Origin of the sequence: Bradyrhizobium sp. (genome assembly GCF_030646015.1) — a bacterium.
Taxonomy (GTDB): Bacteria; Pseudomonadota; Alphaproteobacteria; order Rhizobiales; family Xanthobacteraceae; genus Bradyrhizobium.
The window spans coordinates 16,664-35,028 of the sequence record NZ_JAUSLT010000039.1; the positions used below are offsets into that span (position 1 = coordinate 16,664).

18 protein-coding genes are annotated in these 18,365 nt (G+C 63.9%); 11 read left to right on the plus strand and 7 right to left on the minus strand.

Annotated elements, in window-relative coordinates:
• Positions 1-22 precede the first annotated feature (22 nt).
• The 8 genes from Q7T45_RS05905 to Q7T45_RS05940 all read left to right on the plus strand — a co-directional run bounded on the left by Q7T45_RS05905 (position 23) and on the right by Q7T45_RS05940 (position 7,105).
• A complete protein-coding gene (locus Q7T45_RS05905) occupies positions 23-667 on the plus strand; it encodes a nicotinate-nucleotide adenylyltransferase (RefSeq protein ID WP_304868702.1) in 645 nt (214 codons plus the stop codon).
• 226 nt (positions 668-893) lie between these two features.
• Positions 894-1,247: a ribosome silencing factor gene (rsfS, locus tag Q7T45_RS05910; RefSeq protein WP_304868704.1), complete on the plus strand. Its 354-nt coding sequence runs from the start codon at positions 894-896 to the stop codon at positions 1,245-1,247.
• 105 nt (positions 1,248-1,352) lie between these two features.
• Entirely contained in the window at positions 1,353-1,835 is a 483-nt protein-coding gene (rlmH, locus tag Q7T45_RS05915) for a 23S rRNA (pseudouridine(1915)-N(3))-methyltransferase RlmH (protein ID WP_304868706.1), read from the plus strand.
• A gap of 86 nt (positions 1,836-1,921) precedes the next feature.
• Positions 1,922-3,232 (plus strand): murein hydrolase activator EnvC, encoded by a 1,311-nt coding sequence (locus Q7T45_RS05920; protein WP_304868708.1) that lies wholly within the window; start codon positions 1,922-1,924, stop codon positions 3,230-3,232.
• Positions 3,229-4,584, plus strand: a complete 1,356-nt coding sequence (locus tag Q7T45_RS05925) for a S41 family peptidase (protein WP_304868710.1) — start codon at positions 3,229-3,231, stop codon at positions 4,582-4,584. The genes Q7T45_RS05920 and Q7T45_RS05925 overlap by 4 nt, the downstream gene beginning before the upstream one ends.
• A gap of 181 nt (positions 4,585-4,765) precedes the next feature.
• Positions 4,766-5,965 carry a divergent polysaccharide deacetylase family protein gene (locus Q7T45_RS05930; protein WP_304868712.1) on the plus strand — a complete coding sequence of 400 codons (1,200 nt, stop codon included), beginning with the start codon at positions 4,766-4,768 and terminating at the stop codon, positions 5,963-5,965.
• 117 nt (positions 5,966-6,082) lie between these two features.
• Entirely contained in the window at positions 6,083-6,586 is a 504-nt protein-coding gene (locus tag Q7T45_RS05935) for an RNA pyrophosphohydrolase (RefSeq protein ID WP_304868714.1), read from the plus strand.
• Between the two features lie 6 nt (positions 6,587-6,592).
• Complete coding sequence (locus Q7T45_RS05940; protein WP_304868716.1) at positions 6,593-7,105, plus strand: RNA pyrophosphohydrolase; 513 nt, start codon at positions 6,593-6,595, stop codon at positions 7,103-7,105.
• 86 nt (positions 7,106-7,191) lie between these two features.
• On the opposite strand, the gene Q7T45_RS05945 is transcribed toward Q7T45_RS05940, so the two are convergent.
• From Q7T45_RS05945 to Q7T45_RS05965, 5 genes are all read right to left on the minus strand, one after another.
• On the minus strand, positions 7,192-7,599 hold the full coding sequence (locus Q7T45_RS05945) for a F0F1 ATP synthase subunit epsilon (protein ID WP_304868718.1): 408 nt from the start codon (positions 7,597-7,599) through the stop codon (positions 7,192-7,194).
• A gap of 84 nt (positions 7,600-7,683) precedes the next feature.
• Positions 7,684-9,126: a F0F1 ATP synthase subunit beta gene (atpD, locus tag Q7T45_RS05950; RefSeq protein WP_304868720.1), complete on the minus strand. Its 1,443-nt coding sequence runs from the start codon at positions 9,124-9,126 to the stop codon at positions 7,684-7,686.
• Between the two features lie 51 nt (positions 9,127-9,177).
• Positions 9,178-10,056, minus strand: coding sequence for a F0F1 ATP synthase subunit gamma (locus Q7T45_RS05955; protein ID WP_304868722.1), 879 nt, complete (start codon positions 10,054-10,056; stop codon positions 9,178-9,180).
• A 149-nt stretch (positions 10,057-10,205) separates the two neighbouring features.
• Positions 10,206-11,735, minus strand: coding sequence for a F0F1 ATP synthase subunit alpha (gene atpA, locus Q7T45_RS05960; protein ID WP_304868725.1), 1,530 nt, complete (start codon positions 11,733-11,735; stop codon positions 10,206-10,208).
• A complete protein-coding gene (locus tag Q7T45_RS05965) occupies positions 11,735-12,295 on the minus strand; it encodes a F0F1 ATP synthase subunit delta (protein ID WP_304868727.1) in 561 nt (186 codons plus the stop codon). Before Q7T45_RS05965 ends, atpA begins: the two co-directional genes overlap by 1 nt.
• Positions 12,296-12,949: 654 nt before the next feature.
• Here Q7T45_RS05965 and Q7T45_RS05970 point away from each other — a divergent pair.
• Positions 12,950-13,441, plus strand: coding sequence for a septal ring lytic transglycosylase RlpA family protein (locus tag Q7T45_RS05970; RefSeq protein ID WP_304868728.1), 492 nt, complete (start codon positions 12,950-12,952; stop codon positions 13,439-13,441).
• Between the two features lie 261 nt (positions 13,442-13,702).
• On the opposite strand, the gene Q7T45_RS05975 is transcribed toward Q7T45_RS05970, so the two are convergent.
• Entirely contained in the window at positions 13,703-15,910 is a 2,208-nt protein-coding gene (locus Q7T45_RS05975; protein WP_304868729.1) for a primosomal protein N', read from the minus strand.
• A 241-nt stretch (positions 15,911-16,151) separates the two neighbouring features.
• Between Q7T45_RS05975 and Q7T45_RS05980 the strand changes: the two genes are divergently transcribed.
• Entirely contained in the window at positions 16,152-17,054 is a 903-nt protein-coding gene (locus tag Q7T45_RS05980; RefSeq protein ID WP_370691218.1) for a tyrosine recombinase XerC, read from the plus strand.
• Between the two features lie 106 nt (positions 17,055-17,160).
• Positions 17,161-17,751 (plus strand): DUF4337 domain-containing protein, encoded by a 591-nt coding sequence (locus tag Q7T45_RS05985; RefSeq protein WP_304868731.1) that lies wholly within the window; start codon positions 17,161-17,163, stop codon positions 17,749-17,751.
• Between the two features lie 73 nt (positions 17,752-17,824).
• On the opposite strand, the gene Q7T45_RS05990 is transcribed toward Q7T45_RS05985, so the two are convergent.
• The gene (locus Q7T45_RS05990; RefSeq protein WP_304868733.1) at positions 17,825-18,355 is read right to left on the minus strand and encodes a hypothetical protein; all 531 of its coding nucleotides are present in this window, start codon (positions 18,353-18,355) and stop codon (positions 17,825-17,827) included.
• Between the last annotated feature and the right edge of the window lie 10 nt (positions 18,356-18,365).

An 18,365-nucleotide genomic window follows, 5' to 3' on the forward strand; every position in this document is an offset into this window, starting at 1 on the left:
GAACAACATCGCGGTGGCGCGTTTGAGTAAACCTTCGGCCGCCGCGCTTTCGGTCGCCCAATCCATCCCGCTCTACAGCAACGGCATGCGCATCGGCCTGCTCGGCGGCTCGTTCAATCCGCCCCATCTCGCGCATCGCGCCATCAGCCTGTTCGCGATCAAGCGGCTGAAGCTCGACCGCGTTTGGTGGCTGGTGACCCCGGGCAATCCGCTCAAGGAAACAGGTGGATTGCATGATCTCGACGCGCGCGCCGAAGCGGCGCGAAAGATGGCCGATGATCCGCGCATCGATATCAGCTGTCTCGAATCCGTCATTGGAACGCGTTACACTGTCGACACCGTCAGCTACCTGCGCCGCCGCGCTTCCGGCCTGCGCTTCGTCTGGATCATGGGCGCCGACAACCTTGCGCAATTCCACCGCTGGCAGAACTGGCGGCGGATCGCCTCCGAGATGCCGATCGCGGTGATCGACCGTCCGCCGCAAAGCTTTCGTGCGCTCGCAGCCCCCGCGGCCCAGGCGCTGGCGCGCTATCGCCTGCCCGAGAATCAGGCAGGCCGGCTGGCGGACCAGCGCGCGCCGGCCTGGGTGTTTCTGACCGGCATGAAGCTGAACCTGTCATCGACCGGCCTGCGGAACCCGGACGGCAGCTGGAAGACAAAGAAGTAACAGTCGGAGTCGAAGTGAGAGCCGGGGTTCACTGGAATATTGAAACCATTAACCCCACATGCCTAGAATAGCCCGCGGATGCCAAGATTCGGTGTTCGCGATACAGTGAAAGGAATGGTCCCTGACCACATCTGTATTGTCCAAGTCTGTTTTACCCAAGGTTGCGAAAACGGCCGCAAAAACCGCACCCAAAACCGCGCGTAAGACATCGACTAAAGCTGTCGCCTTGAAGGCGCTACCCGACGCCGACAAGACCCTGAACCTGATCCTCTCCCGCCTCGACGACATGAAGGCGGAAGAAACGGTCACCATCGACCTTCGCGGCAAATCGGCATTTTCCGACTACATGATCGTCACGACCGGCCGGGCCAACCGGCATGTCGGCGCGATCGCGGAAAATGTCGCCAAGAGCCTCAAGGAAAACGGAATCAAGAAGCTTCACATCGAGGGCTTGCCCAATTGCGACTGGGTGCTGATCGATTCCGGCGATGTGATCGTGCACGTGTTCCGACCCGAAGTGCGCGAATTCTACAATCTCGAGAGATTGTGGACCCAGGGCCCGACGGCGGCGGCGACTTAGGCTGATCGGTTTGGGCCGATCGGTTTGGGCTGATCGGTTGCGCCGATGCAGATCGGCTGAGCGCACGGTAACGTGCGGCGCGCGAATGCGCGTGGAAATGCAGATATGCGCCTCGTCGTCGTCTCAATCGGCCGGCTGAAGCAAGGCCCGGAACGGGAACTCGCTGAGCGCTATCGCGAGCGGTTCGGCGACATCAGCCGCAAACTCGGCTTTCGCGGGCTCGAGATCCATGAAATTCCGGAAAGCCGCGCGCGCGACGCCGCAACCCGGATATCAGAGGAAGCCGCGGCGATTTCGGCCGCAATCCCGGACAAATCCGTGCTGGTGGCGCTGGATGAGCACGGCGACAACATCGACAGCGCCGCCTTCGCCCGGCTTCTTGGTCGCTGGCGCGATGAGGGCCTCGCTAATACTATTTTCGCGATCGGCGGCGCGGACGGACTTTCGCCCGATTTGCGGCGCAAGGCTAAACTCTGCGTTGCGTTCGGCGCCGCGACCTGGCCGCACCAAATGGTTCGCGTGATGCTTCTGGAACAAATTTACCGGGCCGCGACGATATTGGCCGGGCACCCCTATCACCGCGTTTGAAGCTTAGAGCACGATCGGAATCGATGCAGCCAAGGCGGAACATTCAATCGTACCCAGACACCGCCAGTCGCGGTCAGCTGTGTTCGATGCGTATGCCCCTTTCCATCGCCTTGCTGACCGCCGGTCTTGCCGGCATTCACCTTGCGCCGGCAGCCGCCCAGGTTGCGGCCGCCCCGCCGCAGACCGTTTCAACCTCACCCGACGCCATCAAGCAGCGCGAGCAGGAACTCGAAGCCACCCGCGCGCAGCAGAAGAACGCCGCGGAATTGCAGGCGAAGCTCAAGGCCGATATCGCGGCGATCGGACAGGATCGCAGCAAGCTCAACGCGCAGCTGATCGACATCGCCGCCCAGGTGCGCGGCGTCGAGACAAGGATCGGCGATGCCGAAGCCCGGCTGCGCCCGCTCGACAGCCGCGAGCAGCAAATGCGCGGCTCGCTGGATTCGCGCCGTTCCGAAATTATCGAAGTGCTGGCGGCGCTGCAGCGCGCGGGAAGGCGCACGCCGCCGGCGCTGCTGGTGCGACCGGAAGACGCGCTGCAGTCGCTGCGTACCGCCATGCTGCTGGGATCCGTGGTCCCCGAGCTGCGCGGGCGCGCGGAGAAACTGGCCAGCGACCTCACCGAGTTGGTGGCATTGCGCAAGACCATCGCCACCGAGCGCGACCGGCTTGCGGTCGACCGCGACAAGCTCCGGGACGACCAGACCCGGATGGCCGCCCTGGTCGAGGAACGCCAGCGCAAGCAGAGTGCGGCCGAGAAGGACATGGAGGCGGAGGGCGCCCGCGCCATCGCCCTCTCCAAACAGGTCGACAGCCTGCAGGGCCTGATCGGCAAAATGGAGCAGGATCTGAAGAGCGCCGCGAAAGCGGCCGCGACCGCCAATCTGCAGGGCGCCCCGACCGGCAAGCCCAATCTGGGGGCGTTGAAGGACCCCGCCCGGATGAGCCCGGCCATTGCCTTTGCGTCCGCCAAGGGCTTATTCGCAATGCCGGTTAATGGCAGCAAGATTCGCGAATTTGGCGGTTCCGACGGTGCTGGTGGCGTAGAAAAGGGCATTTCTTTGGCAACCCGGGTCGGCGCCCAGGTCACAACACCGTGTGACGGCTGGGTTGTTTACGCCGGACCCTTCCGCAGCTACGGACAACTCTTGATCCTCAACGCCGGGGGCGGGTATCATGTGCTGATCGCCGGGATGGAGCGCATTTCGGTTAACATCGGCCAGTTTGTACTTACGGGGGAGCCGGTCGCGACCATGGGAACGAGATCCCAGGTTGCATCCATCCTCGCCACCAATGCGAGTCAGCCCGTGCTCTATGTCGAGTTTCGTAAGGACGGCACTCCAATCGATTCAGGTCCATGGTGGGCCGCAAATGAAGGCGAAAAGGTTCGCGGATGATGCGCAAGACTTCTGTAATTCTCCTTAGCGCCGCGACCGGCGCGGCATTGACGCTGTTCGTGACCCAGCCCCGCGCCGTCCTGATGGGATCGAGCGCGCGTGCCGCGACATCGGACACCTATCGCCAGCTCAATCTGTTCGGCGATGTGTTCGAGCGGGTCCGCAGCGACTATGTCGAGAAGCCCGACGACAGCAAGCTGGTCGAATCCGCCATCAGCGGCATGCTGACCGGCCTCGATCCGCATTCCAGCTACATGGACGCCAAGAGCTTCCGCGACATGCAGGTGCAGACCCGCGGTGAATTCGGCGGTCTCGGCATCGAAGTCACGATGGAAGACGGCCTGATCAAGGTGGTCTCGCCGATCGACGACACGCCCGCCTCCAAGGCTGGCGTGATGGCCAACGACATCATCACCAATCTCGACGATGAAGCCGTGCAGGGCCTCACCCTCAACCAAGCCGTCGAGAAGATGCGCGGCCCGGTCAACACCAAGATCCGGCTGAAGATCATTCGCAAGGGCCAGGACAATCCGATCGACGTCACCCTGGTGCGCGACAACATCCGCGTCCGTTCGGTCCGTGCGCGCACCGAAAGCGAAGATATCGGCTATATCCGCATCACCACCTTCAACGAGCAGACCACCGAAGGCCTGAAGCGGGAAATCGCCAACCTGACCACGCAGATCGGTGCCGACAAGCTGAAGGGCTTCATCATCGACATGCGCAACAATCCCGGCGGGTTGCTGGAGGAAGCGGTGACCGTTTCCGACGCCTTCCTCGAGCGCGGCGAGATCGTCTCGACCCGCGGCCGCAATGCCGAGGAAACCCAGCGCCGCGCCGCCCATGCGGGCGACCTGACCAAGGGCAAGCCGGTGATCGTGCTGATCAATGGCGGTTCGGCATCGGCATCGGAAATCGTCGCCGGCGCGCTGCAGGACCACAAGCGGGCAACGCTGGTCGGCACCCGCTCGTTCGGCAAGGGCTCGGTGCAGACCATCATTCCGCTCGGCAGCGGCAACGGCGCGCTGCGTCTCACCACCGCGCGCTACTTCACGCCGTCGGGCAAATCGATCCAGGCCAAGGGCATCGTTCCCGATATCGAGGTGCTGCAGGACGTGCCGGACGAATTGAAGTCGCGGACCGACACCAAGGGCGAGGCCTCGCTGCGCGGCCATCTGAAGTCCGAGGGCGACGAGAAGACCGGCTCGCAATCCTACGTGCCGCCGGACGCCAAGAACGACAAGGCCCTGAAGATGGCGGCCGACCTGCTGCACGGCATCAAGGTCAATGCGTCAGCGCCGACCGGCGACAAGGCCCAGATCGACAAGCCCGCCAGCAAGGTGGCGAACTGATTGGACCCCCTCCCACGGGGTTTGCGAACAGGGCGGCCTTTGGGCCGCCCTTTTTGCTGGATGGCCCCACCGGTTCCCGGCCGCGTCCTGACTGCGTCTTTCGCCGGACTCTCGGCGTGGCGTATCTGCCGCGGTCTCGCCCCGCCGTGGTATCGTCGACCCCGTTGATTCGGGGAGACCTATGGCAGAGACGGCCGACGATCTGAGCACACCGCTCGGACAGCAGACGGCGCACCGCAAGCGCCGTTTCCGGCTGCCGTTTACCGGTATTCAGGCACTTGCCGTCTTGCTAGGCCTGTTTCTGGCTGTCTTTGCGGGCTTCGCCATCTTCGGCGACAATCCGCTGGGCGGCGAGCCGGTGGTGCGCATCGCGCTGCGTCCGCCAGCCACGCCGGCCGACCAGGGCGAAAAATCCGCCATGGCGCCCCCCGGCGCCGCCGAGCCCGCCAAATCTGCGACCAAACAAGCAGCCGAGCAAAAGACCGTCACCATTATCGACGGCTCTAGCGGCAAGCGGCAGGACGTCGTGATCGGCGACGCCGCTGACAAGGCCGAGGCCGACAAGGCGCCCGCCATGATGGCCGGGGTGGAACAGCGCCTGCTTGAGAAATCACGCTACGGCATGATCCCGGTGGTGTTCGAAGGGCTGAAGCCTTTCACGGTTTACGCGGCCGAAGCCGACCGCGCCAAGGCTGCCAAAATGCCGGTGGTGTCGATCGTCGTCGCCGGTCTTGGGGTCGGCGCGGCCAAGACCACCGACGCGATCATGAAGCTGCCATCCGCCGTGACGCTGGCATTTACGCCCTACGGCTCGGATCCCTCCAAACTGGCCGAACGGGCGCGTGCGCAGCGCCACGAAATTCTGCTGCAGATTCCGATGGAGCCGTTCGACTATCCCGACAACGACCCCGGTCCGCAAACCCTGCTCACGACGCTCTCGGCCGATGCGAATCTGGACCGGCTGTACTGGCATCTCAGCCGCTTTCAGGGCTATGCCGGAATCGCCAATTTCATGGGCGCGCGTTTCGTCGTCACCGACGCCGTGATGCAGCCGATCATCCGCGAGGCCGCCAAACGCGGGCTCGGCTATCTCGACGACGGCTCGGCGCCGCGCTCCACCGCGCCCGCTCTGGCGGCGGCCCAGGCGATGCCGTTCGCCAAGGCCGATTTCGCCATCGATGCGGTGCCTACCGCGGGGGAGATCGACCGGGCCCTCGCCAGGCTGGAGAATCTGGCGAAGGAGCGCGGCACCGCCATCGGCGTCGCCTCGGCGCTGCCGATTTCGATCGAACGGATCGGCATCTGGACCAAGGCACTCGAGAGCCGTGGCATCATGCTTGTGCCATTGACAACCGCGATGCTGAAATCAAAATCGGGCTGATTGCCGGCTGGCATGACTTCGGACCAAAGGTTTTGGGACCCGAGGTCTTGCCGCCAGATCAGCACCTGTGACTGCAAGAGGGCTACAAGAGGTTTGACGGCAAAGGGCTTGAACGGAATGGCGCGCTACGAAGACCTGCCCTATCGAACATGCGTCGGCATGATGCTGATCAACGCAGCGGGGCTCGTCTTTATCGGCCGCCGCGCCGGCGGCATCGAGCATGTCGACGAGACCCACGTCTGGCAGATGCCGCAGGGCGGGGTCGATCCCGGTGAAGACACCTGGGAGGCGGCCAAGCGCGAACTTTACGAGGAAACCAGCGTCCGCTCGGTCGAGAAGCTCGGCGAAGTCCAGGACTGGCTGATCTACGACATTCCGCGCACCGTGGCCGGCCGCACCTGGAAGGGCCGCTATCGCGGCCAGCGCCAGAAATGGTTCGCGGTCCGCTTCACCGGCAAGGACAACGAGATCAATGTCGCGAGCCCCGGCGGCGGCCACAAGGCGGAGTTCGTCAACTGGCGCTGGGAGCCGATGAAGAATCTGCCCAACCTGATCGTTCCGTTCAAGCGCCCGGTCTATGAGCGCGTGGTGAAGGAATTTTCCGACCTGGCTGGCAGCTAGGGTCGGATGTCCGTGGGCAAACCCTACCGCCCCAATGTGGGCATCGCGCTGTTCAACGCCGCCGGTCAGGTTCTGATCGGGCGGCGTTTCAGGGACGACGGACCGGAAATCATTCTTCCAGGCCTGGAATGGCAGATGCCGCAGGGCGGCATCGATGCCGACGAGAATCCGCGCGACGCGGTGATGCGCGAATTATGGGAAGAGACCGGCGTCAAGCAGGCCAACTATCTCGGCGAAACCGGCTGGCTGACTTACGAGTTTCCGGCCTGGGACGGACCGCCGTCGCACCGGCTGGCGAAATTCCGCGGCCAGCGCCAGAAATGGTTCGCGCTGCGCTTTGCGGGGAACGACGCCGACATCGATCCTTTGACGCCGCGCAACGGCCAGCCGGCGGAATTCGACCAGTGGCGCTGGGAACGGCTCGATGCCGTCGCCGATCTCGTGGTGCCGTTCCGGCGCGAGGTGTACCGGACGGTGGCGCGGGAATTTGCGGGGTTCGCGCTGCCCCAGGCGGTCTAATTCGGTCCGCACGCGAACGGATCGATCGCCCCGGCGTGCTCGAATGAGAAGATTATGACGGGTCTGATTCCGAGCTGAATCGGACCCTAATGCATCGCCGTCGAAGTGAGCTGATGCTGGATGCTCTTGAAGTGATCGAGCCGCTCGAGGGCGCGGTCGAGTTCGGAGCCCGCATGCTCGGCGAGCTTTTCTTCCATGACGGAAATCGTATCGGCGAACTGCGCCCGGTCCAGGTCCTGCACCGAGGTCGCGACGTCGGCCAGCACCGTGAGGCCCTTGTCGGAGACTTCGGCGAGGCCGCCGAGCACGATGATTTTCTGCTGCGTGCCGCCTGCCGTCACCGTCAGGATTCCCGGGCGGATCACGGCCACCACGGGCGCGTGGCCGGCGAGCACGCCGAAATCGCCCTCGATGCCGGGCACGTCGACCTGATCGACCTCGCCGGAGAAGGCGAGTTTTTCGGGCGAGACGAGATCGAAGTGGAAGGTGGCCATGAAGAACCTGCGAATGGTGAGTGGCGAATAGCGAGTGGCGAAGGAAGAGGAGCTATTCGCTACTCCCTATTCGCCATTCGCCCCTTAAGCTGCTTCCGCCGCGAGCTTCTTGCCCTTCTCGACGGCTTCTTCGATCGCGCCGACCATGTAGAAGGCGGCTTCCGGGAGGTGATCGTACTTGCCTTCGCAGATGGCGCGGAAACCCTTGATGGTGTCGGCGAGGTCGACGAACTTGCCCGGCGATCCCGTGAAGATTTCGGCGACGTGGAACGGCTGCGACAGGAAGCGCTCGATCTTGCGGGCGCGGGCGACCGCGATCTTGTCCTCTTCCGACAGTTCGTCCATGCCGAGAATGGCGATGATGTCCTGCAGCGACTTGTAGCGCTGCAGCACCTGCTGAACCATACGCGCGGTCTGGTAGTGCTCCTCGCCGACGATCAGCGGCGACAGCATGCGCGAGGTGGAGTCGAGCGGATCCACGGCGGGATAGATGCCCTTTTCCGAGATCGCGCGGTTCAGCACCGTGGTGGCGTCGAGATGCGCGAACGAGGTGGCGGGCGCGGGGTCGGTCAAGTCGTCGGCCGGCACGTAGATCGCCTGCACCGAGGTGATCGAACCCTTGTGCGTGGTGGTGATGCGTTCCTGCAGCGCGCCCATGTCGGTGGCCAGCGTCGGCTGATAGCCCACCGCCGAAGGGATACGGCCGAGCAGCGCCGACACTTCGGAACCTGCCTGGGTGAAGCGGAAGATGTTGTCGATGAAGAACAGCACGTCCTGGCCCTGATCGCGGAAATGCTCGGCGACGGTGAGACCCGACAGCGCGACGCGCATGCGGGCGCCGGGCGGCTCGTTCATCTGGCCGAACACCAGGGCGCATTTCGATTTGACGCTCGGGTCCGGATTGTGCGGATCGGCGTTGACCTTGGACTCGATGAACTCGTGATAGAGGTCGTTGCCTTCGCGGGTGCGCTCGCCGACGCCGGCGAACACCGAGTTGCCGCCATGCGCCTTCGCGACGTTGTTGATCAGCTCCTGAATCAGCACGGTCTTGCCGACGCCGGCGCCGCCGAACAGGCCGATCTTGCCGCCCTTGGCGTAGGGCGCCAAGAGGTCGACGACCTTGATGCCGGTGACCAGAATTTCGGCTTCGGTGGCCTGGTCGGTATAGGTCGGCGCTTCCGCATGGATCGGGCGCAGGCCTTCATTGGTGATCGGGCCGGCTTCATCGATCGGCTCGCCGATCACGTTCATGATGCGGCCGAGCGTGCCGGCGCCGACCGGCACCTGGATCGGGCCACCGGAGTCGCTGACTTCCTGGCCACGGACCAGACCTTCGGTGGTATCCATCGCGATGGTGCGCACCGTGGATTCGCCGAGATGCTGCGCCACCTCGAGCACCAGACGGTTCTTGCCGTTCATGGTGGTGATGGCGTTCAGAATCGCCGGCAGATGTCCTTCGAACTGCACGTCGACGACGGCGCCGATGACTTGCGTGACGCGTCCGGTCTGGTTGGCGGGGGTGGCCATAAAACTATCTCCTTGAAGTCCGAAAACTTAAACGATGGTCAGCTGCGGTTCTCAGAGCGCCTCGGCGCCGGAGATGATCTCGATCAGCTCCTTGGTGATCATCGCCTGACGGGTGCGGTTGTAGATAAGGGTCTGCTTGCGGATCATGTCGCCGGCGTTGCGGGTGGCGTTGTCCATCGCGCTCATCTGCGCGCCGTAGAACGAAGCGTTGTTTTCCAGCAGCGCGCGGAAGATCTGCACCGCGAGATTGCGCGGCAGCAGGCCGCTCAGGATCTCGTCTTCTTCCGGCTCGTACTCGTAGGATGTCGCCGGACCGGCATTGGCGGCGGGCGCTTCCACGACCAGCGGAATGATCTGCTGCGCGGTCGGGATCTGCGAGATCACCGACTTGAAGCGCGAATAGAACAGCGTGCAGACGTCGAACTCGCCGGCATCGAAGCGCGCGATGACTTTCTTGGCGATGTCCTCGGCATTGACGAAGCCGAGCTGGCGGACCGAGCGCAGCTCGACGTTCTCGACGATCTGCCGCTCGAAATTGCGGCGCAGCTGCTCGAAGCCCTTGCGGCCGACGCAGAAGAATTTGACTTCCTTGCCCTGGTTCATCAGGGCCAGCGCGCGCTCGCGGGCGAGCCGCACGATCGACGAGTTGAATGCGCCGGACAGGCCGCGCTCGCCGGTGCAGACCAGGAACAGATGCACCTGATCCTTGCCGGTGCCCGCCAGCAGCGCCGGGGCGCCGGGGGAGCCTGCGGCAGCGCTGGCGATGTTGGAAATCACCGCATCCATTTTTTCGGCGTAGGGCCGCGCCGCCTCGGCGGCGCTCTGCGCGCGGCGCAACTTGGAGGCTGCGACCATCTGCATGGCCTTGGTGATCTTCTGCGTCGCCTTGGTGGAGGCGATGCGGACCCGCATGTCTTTCAGTGAAGCCATTCTCAGTTCACCCCGGCGATCCGGTTCATGACCCGACCGCAAGCCCATTTTTCGTCATGCCCGGCCTTGTGCCGGGCATCCACGTCTTGTCGTCATCCACGCCCCAAGACGTGGATGGCCGGGTCAAGCCCGGCCATGACGGCATTATTTTAAGCAAACGTCTTGGCGTAACCCTCGACCACGGCCTTGAGCTTGGCGGCAGTATCGTCGCTGAGATCGCGGCTGTCGCGGATGGTATTGAGGATGTCGACGTTCTTGCCGCGCAGCAGCGACAGCAGGCCGTCTTCGAAGCTACGGACCTTGGCGACCGGCAGCGTGTCGAGATAGCCGTTGACGCCGGCGTAGATCACCACGACCTGCTCTTCCATCTTCAGCGGCGAGAATTGCGGCTGCTTCAGGAGTTCAGTGAGGCGCGAACCGCGGTTCAGCAGGCGCTGCGTCGAGGCGTCGAGATCGCTTCCGAACTGCGCGAACGCCGCCATTTCGCGGTACTGCGCCAGCTCGCCCTTGATCTTGCCGGCGACCTTCTTCATCGCCTTGGTCTGCGCCGATGATCCGACGCGCGACACCGACAGACCGACGTTCACCGCCGGGCGGATGCCCTGGAAGAACAGGTCGGTTTCCAGGAAGATCTGGCCGTCGGTAATCGAGATCACGTTGGTCGGGATGTAGGCCGACACGTCGTTGGCCTGGGTTTCGATGATCGGCAGCGCCGTCAGCGAGCCCGAGCCCTGGGAGTCGTTGAGCTTGGCGGCGCGCTCGAGCAGGCGGGAATGCAGATAGAACACGTCGCCGGGATAGGCTTCGCGGCCCGGCGGACGGCGCAGCAACAGCGACATCTGGCGGTAGGCGACGGCCTGCTTCGACAGATCGTCATAGATGATGACGGCGTGCATGCCGTTGTCGCGGAAATATTCGCCCATGGTGCAGCCGGTGAACGGCGCGATGTACTGCATCGGCGCCGGATCGGACGCGGTGGCCGCGACGATGATGGAATATTCCAGCGCGCCCTGCTCTTCGAGCACCTTGACGAACTGGGCGACGGTGGAGCGCTTCTGGCCGATCGCGACATAGACGCAATACAGCTTGATCTTCTCGTCGGTCTGCGCGTTGAGCGGCTTCTGGTTCAGAATGGTGTCGAGCGCGATCGCGGTCTTGCCGGTCTGACGGTCGCCGATGATCAACTCGCGCTGGCCGCGGCCGACCGGGATCAGGGCGTCGATGGCCTTGAGGCCGGTTGCCATCGGCTCGTTGACCGATTTGCGCGGGATGATGCCGGGCGCCTTGACGTCGACGCGCATGCGCTTGTCGGCCTGGATCGGACCCTTGCCGTCGATCGGGTTGCCTAGCGCGTCGACGACGCGGCCGAGCAGGCCCTTGCCAACCGGCGTATCGACGATGGCGCGGGTGCGCTTGACGGTCTGGCCTTCCTTGATCTCGCGGTCGGCGCCGAAGATCACGATGCCGACGTTGTCGGTTTCGAGGTTCAGCGCCATGCCGCGGGTGCCGTTCTCGAATTCGACCATTTCGCCGGCCTGGACGTTGTCGAGGCCGTAGACGCGGGCAATGCCGTCGCCGACGGACAACACCTGTCCGACTTCGGAAACTTCAGCCTCCTGGCCGAAATTCTTGATCTGGTCCTTGAGGATCGCGGAAATTTCCGCGGCGCGGATGTCCATCAGCCTGCCTCTTTCATCGCGTGCTTGATCGAATTGAGTTTGGTGCGAAGCGAACTATCCACCATGCGGCTGCCAAGCTTGACGACGAGGCCGCCGATGATCGAGGGATCGACATTCACGTTGAGCGCGACGTCCTTGCCCGTTACCGATTTCAGGGCGGTCTTGAGGGCGTCGAGATTCTTGTCACTGAGCTTTTCGGCGACCGTCACGTCGGCGGTGGCCTCGCCCTTGAACTTCGCCACCAGCGCGCGGAACGCGCGGATCACATCGGTGACGGCGAACAGGCGGCGGTTGGCGGTGAGGACCTTGAGGAACTTGGCGGCAACGCCTGAAATTCCAGCCTTTTCGAGCACGGCGGCCAGCGCCCGCGACTGCTCGCCCGCCGAGAAAACCGGACTGCGGACCAGCCGCTTCAAATCGATGCTATCGGCCAGCATGGCCTCGAATTTCTCGAGATCGGCCTTGACCGCATCGATGGATTTTTCATCGCGCGCCAACTCGAACAGAGCCGTTGCGTAACGACCGGACACTCCCGAAACCGACGGATCTTCAGCAGCCACTAGCGCGCTCTTTTTTGCTGTCAAACTCGCAAGGGAAAAACCGTCGCCACGATGCGGCGCCTAGCGATCCAAGCCCTTGGAATTCAAGCGGGACTTCGATTTACGACCGGCACTGACAGCACCGGGCTCGTTAAAATCGCGGCTTTGCTAACATAGCAAGAGCGCAGGTGCAACATGACCGCGGCGACTGGCGATGCCTTGTCGCAGGTTCTTTGCAAAGGGCCACCGGAGGCATTTTGCGACCAATCCGGCGCCGCCAATTTGGTGACCATCCGTCCCACCATTGGCGCGCTGTTCGCGATCTGCCCTCTCGTTCCTGCGGCTGCTGCATGGCTCCCATGACCGACCGGCGGGAACGTCAGCCTCCCCCGAACCATTCCGTCTTGGCCAATACTTGCGTAAATCCCGTCGCGACTGACGATGACTTTGCTTGTCAATATTTCCAAGTAATAATTAGTTAAAAATGTGTTAACGCGCGAGATTACGGAACATTTGTTGATTACCTGTGTTCAGTCACAAGATGTTTCAGGCCAACCTGAAAACGATATACTGCCCAGCTTACGCCTTATTAGCCCACCAAACGGCGTTCACTCACATTGGGACGGGGGTTCCACTTGCCACATATGTGGCATTACTATCTCGAGGGACGTTTTTATGCAGACTTCCAATAACCCGGCACTGGGAAAAATAACCCGGTCGCACACGGCGCTAGCTCTTTTCGCCGCAACTCTCCTGATCGGTGCAGGCGTCACCGAGGCCTCGGCCAAATCCAGGCACCATCGCCACCACCATTCCCACCACGCGGCCAAATCCCAGGCATCCCTGCTCAACGCCAACGCGGCGATCGCGCCTTCGTCCGGTTCCGGACGCAGCTTCTCGGGAATGGCTTCCTTCTATGGCAACGAGTCCGGCAGCAAGACCGCGTCCGGCCAGCGCTTCAACCAGAACGCCATGACCGCGGCTCACCGCTCCCTGCCGTTCGGCACCAAAGTGAAGGTGACCCATGGCAGCCAGAGCGTCGTCGTCACCATCAATGATCGCGGTCCGTTCATCAAGGGACGCGTGCTCGACCTGTCGACCGGTGCTGCGCGCGCGGTCGGCCTGACCAGCCGCGGCGTCGGCCGCGTGGTCGCCGAGGTCATGTGATCGCTTCGGGCGATTTGACCGCCCATTCCTTCGAACAGCTTCAGTAAGCGTTGCGTCCGAGTACGGCCGCGAGTTTCCTGCGTGCCGAAACAGAGCCTGCCGTCAGCCATGACGGCAGGCTTTTTCGTTGTTTCATGCGCCCCGCCCCCCTCAACGTCATTGCGAGCGCAGCGAAGCAATCCATTCTTTCTTCGTGCTGTGAGATGGATTGCTTCGTCGCAAGGGCTCCTCGCAATGACGTTGAGAGAGCAGTTGCGCTCATCACAAAAAACTCTGCGGATCGACGTCGACCTCGAGCTTGAGCGTGCCTTTGGTCTTCGGCGCGGCCGCGAGCCATTCGCGCAGATACTCCGACAGGTCGACATTGCGCAGCGATTTTATCAACAGCCGGAAGCGATAGCGGCCCTTGATCACGGCCAGCGGCGCTTCGGCGGGACCCAGCACCTGGATCCGCTCGTCGATCGGCGCGATCGCCGCCAGTTTTCGCGCAAAACCTTCCGCGGTGGGGCGGTCGCCGGCCGAAATGATCAGGCTGGCGAGCCGGCCGAACGGCGGATAGCCTGATCGTTCGCGTGCCTCGATCTCGCTGGCGTAGAACGCCTCGCGGTCGCACGCCACCAGCGCTTTCATCACGGGATGCTCGGGCTGATGGGTCTGCAGATAGCCGACGCCGCGGCCCTGGTCGCGGCCGGCGCGGCCGATCACCTGGTTGAGCAGTTGGAAGGTCCGCTCGGCGGCGCGCGGATCGCCGTTGCTGAGGCCCAGATCGGCGTCGATCACGCCGACCAGATTGAGCCGCGGGAAATTATGGCCTTTTGCGACGAGCTGGGTGCCGATGATGATGTCGACCCGGCCGGCGGCGATCTCGTTCAATTCGCTGCGCATGGTCTCGATCGAGGTGATGAGATCGCTCGACAGCACCATGGTGCGCGCTTGCGGAAACAATTGTGCGGCTTCTTCCTGCAAGCGCTCGACGCCGGGGCCGACCGCGACCAGCGATTCCTCGGCCTGGCAATGCGGGCAGACCGGTGGACGCGGCATCGAGAAGCCGCAGTGATGACAAACCAGGCGCTGGCGAAAGCGGTGATCGACCAGCCAGGCATCACAGATGGTGCAGGCAAAGCGATGGCCGCAGGCCCGACATAGCGTCAGCGGCGCGTAGCCGCGGCGATTGAGGAACAGCAGCGCCTGCTCCTTGCGTTCGATGGCGACCTTTACCTGCTCGGCCAGCACCGGCGAGATGAAACGGCCGCGTGGCGGCGCCGCGCGGCGCAGATCGATCGCCTCGATATGCGGCATGTGCTGGCCGCCGAATCGCGCCGGCAGCACCACGCGCTGATAGCGGCCTTTTCGCGCATTGACCTCGGTCTCGACCGACGGCGTCGCCGACGCCAGCACGATCGGAATTTTCGCGATATGCGCCCGCACCACCGCCATGTCGCGGGCGTGGTAATGCGCGCCCTCGTCCTGCTTGTAGGCTTGGTCGTGCTCTTCATCGACGATGATCAGCCCGAGATTGCCGTAAGGCAGAAACAGCGCGGAGCGCGCGCCCACCACCACGGGCGCCTCGCCCGCCGCGATGGCCGCCCAGTTGCGCTGCCGCGTGCGCGGGGTCAGTTCGGAATGCCACTCCAGCGGCCGCACCCCGAAACGCTCGGCAAAGCGGTCGAGGAACTGGCCGGTCAGCGCGATCTCCGGCATCAGGATCAGCGTCTGCTTGCCGCGACGGATCACTTCCGCGATGGCTTCGAAATAGACTTCGGTCTTGCCGGAGCCGGTGACGCCGTCGAGCAGCGCGACGTGAAAACTGCCGTTGGCCGCCAACGCCCGCATCGCGTCCACGGCGATGCGCTGCTGGCTGGTAAAGTCTGGCTGGGCAAAGGACGGATCGGGCGCCGGCGGCGGCAGTGCGCGCGGCATCGGCTCGACTGTCAGCGTGCCCTCATCGACCAGGCCGTCGATCACGCCGGCGCTGACGCCGGCTTCCCGGGCGGCCTCGGATTTGCCGTGCAGCAGGCCATCCGACAGAATATCGATCAGCCGCCGCCGCGCCGGCGTCAGGCGTTTTGGCGCCGCCCCGATCAGGCGCACGCCCATCCGCACCCGCTCGGGCCCGAGATGTTCGCCCATTCGCAAGCACATCCGCAGCACCATGCCGCGCGGCGACAACGTGTAGTTGGCGACCCAGTCCACCAGCGAACGCAGTTCCGGCTTCAGCGGCGGGACATCGAGTTTCTCGCCGACGTCCTTGAGCCGGTTATGCAGCCGCGGATCGGGATTGGCGTTTTCCGCCCATACCACCGCGACCACCTCGCGCGGCCCCAGCGGCACACACACCACATCGCCCGGCTTCAGATCCATGCCGCGCGGCACCCGGTAGGAATAGTTTTGATTGAGCGCCACCGGCACCAGCACATCGACGACGCGCGTCGATGATGCGGATGAGGTGGCGCGCGCGGAATGGTCCATTTGAGAATCAGACTCGAAGCCGGAAAGGCGGGCTAACTTAAGACCGTACGCCGGCCGGTGCCAGTGCAGCCGCCGTCCCCTTCGCCAGTTAGCGAACGGTAAACGAAAGAAGTGCGATATAGTCCATCAGAATCAGCAAGGCAGCGCCGTGGCCAAGTCCATTAGCAAGCCAATTCCAGCATCAGTTCCAGCCGTCCAGCCGATCGAGCTCGAATGCGCCGCCGACGACGTCGCGCTGCAGATGACGCGCTGGCTGTCGCATCTGTGCGCCGAACGGCGGCTGTCGCCGAAGACGCGGGAAGCCTATGCCCGCGACCTGCGCCAGTGCCTGGTGTTTCTCAGCCAGCACTGGGGCGGCCGCGTGACGCTGGCGCAGTTTGCCGCCCTCGAGGCCAGCGACGTCAGGGCGTTCATGGCGATGCGCCGCGCCGAGGATATCGGCGGCCGCTCGCTGATGCGGGCACTGGCGGGGCTGCGCTCGTTCGGGCGTTTCCTCGAACAGGAAGGCAAGGGCAAGGTCGGCGCGCTCTCCGCGATCCGCGCGCCCAAGGTCGGCAAGAGCCTGCCGAAGCCGATCCAGATGGCGGCGGCCAGGCGTTTTGCCGACGCCGACGAACGCGCCGGCGATACCCGCGATCCCTGGATCTGGGCGCGCGACGCCGCCGTGATGGCGCTGTTGTACGGCTCGGGCCTGCGCATCTCCGAAGCGCTGGGCCTGAAGCGCCGCGAGGTGCCGTTGCCCGGCGAAGGCGACGTGATCATCGTGACCGGCAAGGGCAACAAGACCCGCATGGTGCCGGTGCTGCGGAACGTGCTGGCGCTTGTGCAGGACTATGTCGCGATGTGCCCGCATCAGCTCAAGCCGGAAGGCCCGATTTTCGTCGGCGCGCGGGGCGGCCCGCTCAGCCCTCGAATCATTCAGCTCACCATGGAACGGCTGCGCGGCGCGCTCGGCCTGCCCGACAGCGCCACGCCGCATGCGCTGCGGCATTCCTTTGCCACCCACCTGCTGAACCGCGGCGGCGACCTGCGCGCGATCCAGGAGCTGCTCGGGCACGCCTCGCTCTCGACCACGCAGATCTACACCGGGATCGACTCTGAGCGGCTGCTGGAAGTCTACAAGTCGGCGCATCCGCGGGCGTGAGCCGCCGGCTTTCAACCCTGACACACTGGCGTCACATCGGCTTGGCACTTGCGCAGGCGGCGGTGTTCGGTCAATCGTGGATGCATTCCACAAGGGGGAGAGAATCATGGGCGCACATGAAAGCATGGAGCACGCGGAGCACGCCGAGCACGCTTCCGGCTCCAACAAGAACATCGCACTGCTGATCGCCGTTATCGCGTTGTTTCTGGCGTTCTCGGAAACGCTGGGCAAGGGCGCGCAGACCGACTCCATCAGCAAGAACGTCGAGGCCTCGAACCTGTGGGCATTCTTCCAGGCCAAGAGCATCCGCCGCACGGTGGTCGAGGCGACATCGGATCAGGCCCGCTTGAGCCTCGGCGTCATGGGCGACGACGCCGCCAAGGCGGCGCTGGAAAAGCAGATCGAGAACTGGAAGAAGACCGCGGCGCGCTACCGCTCGGAGCCGGAAACCGGCGAAGGTTCGGAGCAGCTGGCCAACCGCGCCAAGGAGGCCGAGAAGGCCCGCGATCTCTCGATGGCGCGCTATCATCATTACGAGGTCGCCTCGGCGGCGTTCCAGATCGGCATCGTGCTGGCGTCGGCCACCATCATCACCGGCATGATCGCGCTGGCCTGGGTCGCGGGCCTGTTGGCGGTCACCGGCCTGGTCTTCACGGCAATCGGCCTGTTCGCGCCCCATGCGGTGCATTTGATGTAGTCTCTTCACCTCTCCCCATCGGGAGAGGTAAGATCGACTTCGCCGTGAGACTGAATTCAAACGACTGACAGAACTACCGCGCTTCGTGCGCGTTCTTGCGGAAGCGCTGGATCAACTGCCGCGTCCGCGACAGCCAGCCGTCGCCTTCGCTGCGGATGAATTCCCTGATCCGCAGCTTGATCGGATTGACCAGCTCGGCGGCCTTGGCCCGCAATGCCAGCACCCATTCGTAGAGCTTGGCGAACCACTGCATTTGCAGCAGTTTCGGCCGCGTCACATCGAAGACGAAGGCGGTCACGCCGAGGCCGAGGAATTTCGCGAACACCATCAGCGTGACGGCGCTGATCCAGTATTCATGGGCGAGCAGCCAGAGCCCAAGCAGCTTCAGCGGAAACAGCAGGATGGCGGGCACGACGAACACGATCAGCGTGAGCGCCGGCGACAGCGCAGCGATTTTTTCGGCGAGCCAATGCTTGAAGGCGCGCAGCGGAATCCGCGCGACCACCCGCTCCACGACGGGTTCGAGGTGATCCCACAGCCATGCTTCGATCAGGAAGATGACCGCGAGCAGGACCCAGAGTGGCTTGAACACGCGGCGCATCAAATTTGTCTCC

Excerpts from the sequence above, each read along its gene's own strand:
- rlmH (WP_304868706.1), top strand. The coding sequence starts at position 1,353 with ATGCGCCTCGTCGTCGTCTCAATCGGCCGGCTGAAGCAAGGCCCGGAA.
- Q7T45_RS05920 (WP_304868708.1), top strand. The coding sequence starts at position 1,922 with ATGCGTATGCCCCTTTCCATCGCCTTGCTGACCGCCGGTCTTGCCGGC.
- Q7T45_RS05925 (WP_304868710.1), top strand. The coding sequence starts at position 3,229 with ATGATGCGCAAGACTTCTGTAATTCTCCTTAGCGCCGCGACCGGCGCG.
- Q7T45_RS05930 (WP_304868712.1), top strand. The coding sequence starts at position 4,766 with ATGGCAGAGACGGCCGACGATCTGAGCACACCGCTCGGACAGCAGACG.
- Q7T45_RS05935 (WP_304868714.1), top strand. The coding sequence starts at position 6,083 with ATGGCGCGCTACGAAGACCTGCCCTATCGAACATGCGTCGGCATGATG.
- Q7T45_RS05940 (WP_304868716.1), top strand. The coding sequence starts at position 6,593 with ATGTCCGTGGGCAAACCCTACCGCCCCAATGTGGGCATCGCGCTGTTC.
- Q7T45_RS05945 (WP_304868718.1), bottom strand. The coding sequence starts at position 7,599 with ATGGCCACCTTCCACTTCGATCTCGTCTCGCCCGAAAAACTCGCCTTC.
- atpD (WP_304868720.1), bottom strand. The coding sequence starts at position 9,126 with ATGGCCACCCCCGCCAACCAGACCGGACGCGTCACGCAAGTCATCGGC.
- Q7T45_RS05955 (WP_304868722.1), bottom strand. The coding sequence starts at position 10,056 with ATGGCTTCACTGAAAGACATGCGGGTCCGCATCGCCTCCACCAAGGCG.
- atpA (WP_304868725.1), bottom strand. The coding sequence starts at position 11,735 with ATGGACATCCGCGCCGCGGAAATTTCCGCGATCCTCAAGGACCAGATC.
- Q7T45_RS05970 (WP_304868728.1), top strand. The coding sequence starts at position 12,950 with ATGCAGACTTCCAATAACCCGGCACTGGGAAAAATAACCCGGTCGCAC.
- Q7T45_RS05975 (WP_304868729.1), bottom strand. The coding sequence starts at position 15,910 with ATGGACCATTCCGCGCGCGCCACCTCATCCGCATCATCGACGCGCGTC.
- Q7T45_RS05980 (WP_370691218.1), top strand. The coding sequence starts at position 16,152 with ATGACGCGCTGGCTGTCGCATCTGTGCGCCGAACGGCGGCTGTCGCCG.
- Q7T45_RS05985 (WP_304868731.1), top strand. The coding sequence starts at position 17,161 with ATGGGCGCACATGAAAGCATGGAGCACGCGGAGCACGCCGAGCACGCT.